Origin of the sequence: Nitrosomonas sp., from assembly GCF_022842015.1 — a bacterium.
Lineage (GTDB): Bacteria > Pseudomonadota > Gammaproteobacteria > Burkholderiales > Nitrosomonadaceae > Nitrosomonas.
This window is the reverse complement of sequence record NZ_JALHQJ010000095.1, coordinates 1-9,192: the sequence shown is the minus strand read 5'-3', so window position 1 is coordinate 9,192 and position 9,192 is coordinate 1. Positions and strand designations below refer to the sequence as shown.

Here is a 9,192-nt window from a genome sequence, read left to right as displayed (position 1 = left end):
TGGGATTTAATCTGATTTCCCTATTGTTATGGATATCCGGTATTGCTTTGAATTTACAGAATTTAAGTAGTGGCGTCGTGGCGCAATTAGCCAGCTGGTTGCCTTATCGGCATAAGCATGATCCCACGATCGCATCGTCGGCATCGCAGGCTTGGTGGGAAAGTTGTTTAACGGGGAAGGTAGGAAAATGGCGTATTAGTGTACTAACGCACCAACTCTGGTTGACTTACTTAACCGCCGGATTAGTGTTGTTGATATTGCTCATGCTGGCCAAGCAATACAATTTTATATGGGGTACGACATTATTGCCAGATAGTACTTTACCTAAACTTACCCAAATCTTGGGTTCACCTCTGGAGGCTGTCGGCTTAAAAATACCGGATAACCCGCAAACCGTTGCAAGCAGGATAGGAGCAGATAAGCAGGATGCGGAAACACGGATAGCTTGGGCTACTTTTTTGATCGGTACCTTGATGGTTTATGGCATATTTCCACGACTGCTATTGCTCGGTCTTTCCTGGGCCATGCAAAAATGGAGTGAGTACCGGTTTAAGCTGGATCTATATCTACCTTATTATATTGAATTACGTCAGCGCTTGATGGGGCGCGATGTTAAAGCAGAAGTTATCGATGCAGATCCGCAGGCAGGTATAAAACCTGCTGACATAGCTCGCCCGCCTGATAATGTCTCTATTCCAGCTAATGCACAAGCATTTGGCATTGAATTGGATAGCACAACGCCCTGGCCTGAGCAGGTGATGTGTCGGTTGAATATTATCGATCAGGAATCTCACGACTCAGCGATCGTGCTGATAAGTAAAATGAAAGCCCCAGTATTGCTGGGTGTGGCTGCACATCGCCTGCCGGATCGCGGTGTGCAGCGCATGATTAAAGAATTGGTCGACAGTAGTAATACCAAGCCCTGGTTGATTTTGTTGAGTAAATCATCAGCATCCGTTGCTAGTGCACGTGAGTTTGCTTGGTTTCGCTTGGCGAAAGCTTGCGGAATTCCGGCTGAGCATGTAATTACCCGATAATCATGATTGAAAAAAAAACCAATGGCTTGGATGCTCAATTATTGTTGAATATTGCTGTTGTCGGGCATACTAATACCGGTAAAACATCATTGGTTCGTACTATGTTACGTAGCACGGAGTTTGGTGTTATTGAAGATGCCGCAGGCACCACGCGACATGTTGAACAGGCGACAATTAGCGCTAACAATGAACCGATTCTGCATTTGTATGATACGCCCGGTTTGGAAGATTCCAGAGCTTTATTTGCGCATATTAAAAAGCTGCAAATTAAATCAAAATTATTGTCTCCGATACAAATGCTGGAGCAGTTTGCGGCTAATGTTTCTGTCAGTGATCCGTTGGAACAAGAGGCAAAAGTCATTCGCCAGGTACTACGCAGCGATATTCTTTTATACATCATTGATGTGCGAGAGCCTTTTCTGGAAAAGTATCGTTTGGAACTGGAAATTCTCACGCAATCGGGTAAACCAATTATCCCAGTATTTAATTTTATTGCCGGGCATGATCGGGAGCTGACGAAATGGCGTGAGCATTTAACTGCTTTTCACATGCACGCAACGCTTGAATTCGATACGGTTGCATTTGCCTTTGACGCCGAGAAGCGTTTGTATCAGAAAATGCAGACCTTACTGGAATCTCACTATGATCGATTGCAGAAGCTGATCGATTATCGCGCAAAATTATGGAACCAGCTTTGCTTGTCGAGCGCCAAGCGGATTGCTGAGTTGATTGCAAATGTTGCTTGCTACCGCGAAAGCAAGGCGACTGGAAATAATCTAATCACAAATTCATCGATTGAAGATCGGTTACACGATTTTGTTCGTAAAGCCGAGCAGCATTGTTTGCATGATTTGTTGGTGATCTTCAATTTCTCGGAAAAAGATGTCGAAATTCAGAAAATTCCTGTCAGCAACGGTCAGTGGCAGCTGGATATCTTCGCGCCTGGTATACTTAAAGCGTATGGGTTGGATGTCGGAAGTGCAGCGGCTAAGGGCGCTGCAGCGGGTGTCGGTATTGATCTGATGGTCGGCGGCATGAGTTTGGGAGCGGCTAGCGCATTGGGTGCTATCGCTGGCGCTGGTTGGTCGACGTTCAGGCGCTATGGCGATGAAATCAAGGCGACCGTCAAAGGCACTAAATGGCAGTGCGCTGATGAAACTACTTTGCAGGTATTGTATTTGCGCCAGAAACACCTATTGAAAAAGCTGATGCATCGAGGTCATGCGGCGCAAGATACCTTACAGGTGGATAAGGCTGGGAACGAGAAGTTACCTAATGACTGGAGCAAATTGATCAGCGCCTTGCGTCAGAATCCAGGCTGGCAAGAATCTTCTGCTCTGCGTAACAGTAATCCGCAATATCAGCAGATAGAAGCTAAATTAGTAGATGAATTGCTGGGTGAGGAGTAATACTTAAAGTGTTTTGAGTATTCATTATGCAATCGTGGTCTACGATGTTTGGAAGAATGTGTTGGCTATATGTTGCAAATACTGCTTGTCTCCGTGGAATCTACTTTGTTTGATTTGCTTTATGAGGGTGCCGGGATTATTCAAGAAGTGGTGAAGTAATTGGGACAGTTGATCAGATTCAGAAGGTTTAGACAGAAAGGCGCAGTGTGAATGCTTGCTGATCGTTCTCCATAATGTTAACCGGACAGTGTGATGATGGGGATATTGGTTAACAGCAAATTATGACGAATACGCCTCGTTGTTTTCACCCCATCCATTTCCGGCATTTATATGTCCATAAAGATTAAATCGGACGGTGATTCTGTCGTGTTGAGTATATTGCATTGCAACGTGAAGGTTAACACGGTGAAGATTAAAACCGCATCTTCTTGCAAAAGATAAAAAACTGATTTGCTGAAAAACGCAACAAATCAGTTTTATGTGAATTCAGCAGAAAAATTAATGGGTGTTAGAATAAATAGTGCCTTTTGATAGGCTTGATTGATTATTTGGATTTATGAGTTGCGTGTAATCTTGTGTTGTGACTTTAATGCCATACACTTTTTGCAAGCGGAACCAATTTTTCGTGCGAATATCTGAGTTTTATGCTTTATTTAGTGTTCATTGTCGCAATTGCCGTACTTATTCTGGGGCCTTCTTACTGGGTTAAACATACTCTTACGAAGTATAGTTACCCCGATGACCGTTATCCAGGCACTGGCGCTGAGTTAGCGCGCATACTGCTTGATTGGGCAAATTTGCAAGCGGTCAAGGTTGAGGTGACTGAGCAGGGAGATCACTATGATCCGATTGAGAAGGCCGTTCGCTTGACACCTGAAAAATTTAACGGCAAATCGTTGACAGCGATTACTGTAGCTGCGCATGAGGTTGGTCACGCGATCCAAGACCGAGATGGTTATTTGCCGTTAAAATTGCGAACGCGACTGGTTCAAATTGCTGCTCCGGTCGAAAAATTAGGTGCAGCAATTCTGATGATTGCTCCCTTCATCACAATAATTACACGGGCACCGGTCACAGGCGCACTGTTTTTTGCAGGTGGTTTGTTAACACTAGGTACGGCTACGGTTATACACTTAGTGACGCTTCCAATGGAGTTGCACGCCAGCTTTGCACGGGCAATGCCTATGTTGCAGCATGGCAAGTACCTGATACAAGGGGATGAGCCCCATGCACGCAGGATTTTGCGTGCAGCAGCATGGACATATGTTTCGGCTTCGCTGATGACACTACTTAATATTGGCCGATGGTGGGCTATTTTACGACGCTAGTGTGGTTTGTGTTTGGGGTTCCTGACATGGCAGTATTGAAATGTTGAATACTGTCTTGACCCTGTCATATAAGCAACATACTATATAAAGATTTAATGTCAGAGATCTTATTGGTTAATAAAGTAAATAAAGGATGAACATGATGTATTCGGTTAGGCGACAAAAAGCAAACAATATGCGTGGATTTACACTGCTCGAGCTACTTGTTGTAATGGTTATTATTGGTTTGTTGGCTGCTTACGTTGGACCGAAGTATTTTTCGCAAGTCGGTAAATCAGAGATCAAAATGGCGCAAGCGCAAATAGATGCATTAGAAAAAGCTTTGCATCAATACCGCCTGGATGTAGGTAGTTATCCGGCGACTGAATTGGGTTTGGCCGCATTGGTGAATCGCCCCAGTAATGAGCCCAGATGGCATGGACCCTATCTTTCCAAAATGCCGCCAGCCGACCCTTGGGGGCGCGCATATGTTTATAAGTACCCTGGCGAGCGTTCCGAGTTTGATTTGCTCTCGTATGGTAGAGACGGGCAGCCCGGTGGCGATGGCGAGGCGGCCGATATCACCAACTGGTAATTAGTTTATGCGTTTTGAAGTAAAAGCGGTTATTTCTGGGCAAGGAACTGTACACTTAGAACTGGAAGCCAACAGTGAGGCAGAAGCACGCCAACAAGTGATGGAACAAGGCGGTATGGTGTTGAGTGTACGCAGGAGATTTTCCGGTTTTACGTTTAAATCGCGCACCCATTTCCCATTAGTGCATTTTAGTCAGGAATTGCTTTCCTTACAAACTGCAGGATTAAGTCTAGTGGAGAGTATTGAAACTTTGCTGGAAAAAGAACAGGATACCAGCAATCGCAAAATTATCCAGAATATTCTCGATCGACTCTACGAAGGAATAACTTTTTCACAAACATTGGAAGATTACCCGCAAGCATTTCCGCCGTTATATATTGCAACGGTTCGTGCCAGTGAACGGACTGGCGATCTTGCTGAAGCGCTAACACGATTCATTACGTATCAGTCACAAATGGATTTTGTCCGTAAAAAACTGGTGGGCGCATCCATTTATCCCGTATTGTTATTAGTAGTTGGATTGCTTGTCTCGGTTTTTCTAATGGTATTCGTCGTTCCCAAATTCAGCGCCATTTATGACGATATGGGGAGCGACTTGCCTTGGTTATCGCTGTTGCTGATTAAATGGGGTCAGTTTGTGCATGAGCGTGGTTGGGAATTGGCCATTGCCGCAATGGCGCTGTTGGTTGTGATGGGATATATCGTCAGTCGACCCACCTTCTGGGCGAATGTTATGCAGCTATTGTGGCGCATTCCCGCGATTGGCGAACATATGCGGGTTTATCAATTAGCTCGTTTCTATAAAACACTTGGTATGTTGCTTCGTGGCGGAATTCCTGTCACGCAAGCATTGGAGATGGTTAGCGGATTGTTGCAACCCCATTTTCGACCCAAAGTTGCCGCAGCTGCCAAACATATCCGTGAAGGTAGAACAATTTCCAGCGCAATGGAGCAAGAGGGGCTGACGACCGCGGTAGGTAATCGCATGCTCCGTGTTGGTGAAAGAACCGGATTGATGGGAGATATGATGGAACGAATCGGTAATTTTCATGATGAGGAGATTGCTCGTTGGGTGGAATGGACAACCAAGCTAATTGAGCCTCTATTGATGGCATTTATCGGCATTGTGATCGGTGGCATTATCATTCTCATGTATATGCCTATTTTTGAATTGGCAGGAAGCATCAATTGATGGAAGCCTCCGTACAAATTGACAGCAAACGACCCATTGATCTCAATCAATTGGCTGAAATTCGCCGTAAGGCAGCTGCACAAGGTGTTTCTGTTATTCAGATTTTGGAAGAAGATAGCGCTTATACGCCCGATGAGCTGATGCAACAGCTGGGTCAATTAATGCATATGCCCGTGTTGGAGATGAAAGAGATCCATACATTACGGCCCGCTTTTGATATTTTGCCGTTTGGTGAAGCAATGACGCATGAGTGTGTGTTGTTTTACAATGACCAGAAGTATTTATTCGCAATCAGCAACCCATTCTCCGGCAAACTGCGTGCATGGGCGGAAGAACGGTTTGATCGGGCAGTGGAATGGTATCTGGTGCATCCGGCCGATTTGAGTGCTTTTTTTACCCAGCAAGAAAAAACCATGCGCGCTATGGATCAAGTGCTGTCATCGGCTGAGCTGGATAAGATACAAAGCGGTATTGAAGATTTATCGTTGAAGAGCATTAACGAAGGCACCAGTAAAGTAGTGCGGCTGGTACATTCCACCTTGTATGATGCGCATAAATCACAAGCTAGTGATATTCATTTGGAAATGTCGCCGGGCTTATTGTCGATAAAATACCGCATTGACGGTGTGTTGACGGCTATTGGTACGATACAAGGCGCAGATCTGGCTGAACAAGTCATTTCCCGCATTAAAGTGATGTCCGAATTGGATATTGCCGAGCGCCGGGTGCCGCAAGATGGCCGGTTTAAAATTTCTATCCAGGGGCGTGAGATAGATTTTCGGGTTTCCATCATGCCGAGCATTTTCGGTGAAGATGCCGTGCTGCGTATTCTCGATCGTCAGGCATTATCCGATCAACTCGAAGGCTTAACCCTGAACCAGCTGGGTTTTAATCAGGCAGCAATCGCGAGTATTCGCCGCTTAAGCTCTGAGCCCTATGGCATGCTGCTGGTTACCGGCCCAACTGGTAGTGGCAAGACGACATCTTTGTATGCTGCGATATCAGAAGTGAACAAAGGTCATGACAAAATCATTACGATTGAAGATCCGATTGAATATCAGCTTGCGGGCGTGTTGCAGATACCAGTAAATGAGAAAAAAGGACTCACATTTGCTCGCGGCTTGCGCTCAATTCTGCGGCATGATCCTGACAAGATTATGGTGGGCGAGATCCGTGATGCTGAGACTGCACAAATTGCTATACAAGCCGCATTGACCGGGCATTTGGTGTTTACTACGGTGCATGCAAATAACGTATTTGATGTGATTGGCCGGTTTTCACATATGGGTGTGGATCCCTATAGCTTTGTGTCCGCTTTGAACGGAATTGTTGCGCAAAGATTAGTGCGCTTGCTCTGCACGCATTGTGCCGTGGATGAACGTCCGGATGACAGTGTAATTGAGGAATCCGGCATTCCCCTGGATCAGGCAAGTCATTACAAGTTTCGGAGTGGCAAAGGTTGCGGGCAATGCCGCGGCAGTGGTTTCCGCGGTAGAAATGCGATTGCTGAGATTTTGTTATTGAACGATGAAATTCGTGAATTGATCGTTGCTCACGAACCGATCCGACGTATCAAGGAAGCAGCCCGGGACAATGGCACCCGTTTCTTGCGTGAAGCGGCGTTGGATATGGTGAAACAAGGACTAACCAGTTTAGAGGAGGCAAATCGTGTCACGATTGTGGCGTGATCAGATTCAGGTGTTTCTGGCGCCAGAGCGACTGGACTGGGTGCGTTTGAAGCGCGGACTTAAACCAGTGCAGACTGCCAAAGTAACGGCATTCTTCGAGCCTGTTGTGGATGCTCCTGTCTGGCATGCTGCAGCGCGGCAACTAGAAAAGGTTTTGGCAGAAGCCACCGGGACGGAAGTGTCTGTGATTCTATCCAATCATTTCTTGCGCTATGCAGCGTTGCCACCGCAAAACGAAATCGCCACCCCGGAAGAAGTAAAATCTTACGCCGAATTCCGTATGCGTGAAGTCTATGCTGAGCGGGTTGATTCCTGGGTACTCAGCATCAGTAATTGGAATCCAATCGACGGTGCGGTTTGTGCGGCGATTCCACGCGATCTGTTAATGCAATTGGAGCACATGGCATTGAGTCATGGTTGTAAGATTAAAATCATAGAACCCTATCTGGCATCGGTTTATGATCGCTGGCAAGCGCAATTGAAGGGAGAAAAGATCTATTTGGCAGTAATTGAGGCGGGACGTATTTGCATCGCGATAACGCATCACGGTAAGTGGCAAAGTATCAGAAATCAACGGATTTTGCACAATGCGGCCGACGATCTGTTGGCAGCATTGGATCAGGAAGTTATCTGGTCTGGAGCAAAAGAAGCGATGGAGTTTGTTTATCTTTTTGCACCTGAGCACCCTGAGCTGACCCTGCCGCAGGAAAGTGGCTGGTGTATCATTTCTCTCCCTGCCGGGAAAATGACAGCCTTGGCGCATTATCCATCCGTTCCAACCAATCAGTCGGGGCTCAATCAATGTCCCGCCTGAGACTACGATTTCCTTATCGAGAGCAATCTGCACCACAGCTTGATCTTTCGTTGCTGCTGCTGGGTTTGTCGATTGTTGTGGCGGTGTTTTTTCAATTCCGCTATCAGGTTGAAGAGATCAATGCTTGGAGTAACCGGGTTGAACGCATGGAGAGACAGCAACAACAAAAGGCTGCTCCACGCACCCGGACTACATCTCGTATCCGTGAATTTGGCCAGGAGATCCAGAAAGAAATTACACAAGCCAATGTAATTCTGGATCAGCTGAACTTACCTTGGGAAATGTTATTTGACTCGATCGAACAGGCAGCGACCGAAGATGTTGCCTTGTTATCATTACAGCCTAATTTCTCCAATCGCAGCTTGCGTTTGAGTGGAGAGGCCAAGAGTATGGCCGAGTTACTGGATTTTGTGGAAGCGCTGGAACGGGAATCGGTATTTGAGAATGTGCACTTGTTAAATTACAAGATTAAATTAGAGAATCCGCAACGTCCGATTATTTTTCTGTTAAATGCCGAATGGATTCAAACTACTTAAAAAGAGAATTGCCGCAAATTTCGTGGAATCGACTCATGCCGCTGCTGCGTTGGCAGCTGGGGCGTCTGGGTAATCTGGGCAAGATCGGCATTGGTTTGATGCTGGCAACAGGTATTTATTATTTGTTGGTCGTGATGCCGCAAGAAACAGAGTTGCAAAAACTTAAAGATCGAGCTGTTACGCTGCAAGCGCAGGCTGTGTCGAAAAACACTTCTGGTGATGGCGCAGATTCCGAAGCCGGTAAAAAAATGAGCGGCGATCAGGCGTTACAGGTGTTTTATGATTTCTTTCCGCGGATTGATTCCTCGCCATTCTGGATTCGTGAATTGGTGCGAGTGGCTAAGAAGCAAGGTGTGGAGCTGACTAGTAGCGATTACCGGCTGATAAATGACAACGATGCACGTCTGGCGCGCTATGAAATGGTTTTGCCAGTGAAAGGTAAATATTCCCAGATTCGTGCGTTTATTGCCGAGGCTCTGGAAGCTGTCCCGGCTATGGCGATATCGGCGATCGCTATAAAGCGTGAGAGTACGGCCAGTGATAAGCTTGAAGTGCGACTGGAAATTAATCTTTATATGAATAAATAATAAAATGGATGCAGCGGAAAAAAAACG

At 46.0% G+C, this 9,192-nt stretch carries 9 protein-coding genes; all 9 read left to right on the top strand.

The window, feature by feature from the left end:
- Positions 1-1,037, top strand: a 1,037-nt coding sequence (locus tag Q0C11_RS13645) for a DUF2868 domain-containing protein (RefSeq protein WP_293008887.1), incomplete at its 5' end; no start/stop codon positions are given.
- A gap of 2 nt (positions 1,038-1,039) precedes the next feature.
- Positions 1,040-2,446, top strand: a complete 1,407-nt coding sequence (locus Q0C11_RS13640; protein ID WP_293008885.1) for a GTPase/DUF3482 domain-containing protein — start codon at positions 1,040-1,042, stop codon at positions 2,444-2,446.
- 644 nt (positions 2,447-3,090) lie between these two features.
- A complete protein-coding gene (locus Q0C11_RS13635; RefSeq protein ID WP_293008883.1) occupies positions 3,091-3,774 on the top strand; it encodes a zinc metallopeptidase in 684 nt (227 codons plus the stop codon).
- Positions 3,775-3,913: 139 nt separating this feature from the next.
- A complete protein-coding gene (gene gspG, locus Q0C11_RS13630; RefSeq protein WP_293008881.1) occupies positions 3,914-4,348 on the top strand; it encodes a type II secretion system major pseudopilin GspG in 435 nt (144 codons plus the stop codon).
- 7 nt (positions 4,349-4,355) lie between these two features.
- A complete protein-coding gene (locus tag Q0C11_RS13625; RefSeq protein WP_293008880.1) occupies positions 4,356-5,540 on the top strand; it encodes a type II secretion system F family protein in 1,185 nt (394 codons plus the stop codon).
- The gene (locus tag Q0C11_RS13620) at positions 5,540-7,228 is read left to right on the top strand and encodes a GspE/PulE family protein (protein ID WP_293008889.1); all 1,689 of its coding nucleotides are present in this window, start codon (positions 5,540-5,542) and stop codon (positions 7,226-7,228) included. The genes Q0C11_RS13625 and Q0C11_RS13620 overlap by 1 nt, the downstream gene beginning before the upstream one ends.
- Positions 7,209-8,042 (top strand): hypothetical protein, encoded by an 834-nt coding sequence (locus tag Q0C11_RS13615; RefSeq protein ID WP_293008878.1) that lies wholly within the window; start codon positions 7,209-7,211, stop codon positions 8,040-8,042. Before Q0C11_RS13620 ends, Q0C11_RS13615 begins: the two co-directional genes overlap by 20 nt.
- Positions 8,030-8,578, top strand: a complete 549-nt coding sequence (locus Q0C11_RS13610) for a PilN domain-containing protein (protein ID WP_293008876.1) — start codon at positions 8,030-8,032, stop codon at positions 8,576-8,578. The genes Q0C11_RS13615 and Q0C11_RS13610 overlap by 13 nt, the downstream gene beginning before the upstream one ends.
- Before the next feature lie 35 nt (positions 8,579-8,613).
- On the top strand, positions 8,614-9,165 hold the full coding sequence (locus Q0C11_RS13605) for a hypothetical protein (protein ID WP_293008874.1): 552 nt from the start codon (positions 8,614-8,616) through the stop codon (positions 9,163-9,165).
- Positions 9,166-9,192 lie beyond the last annotated feature (27 nt).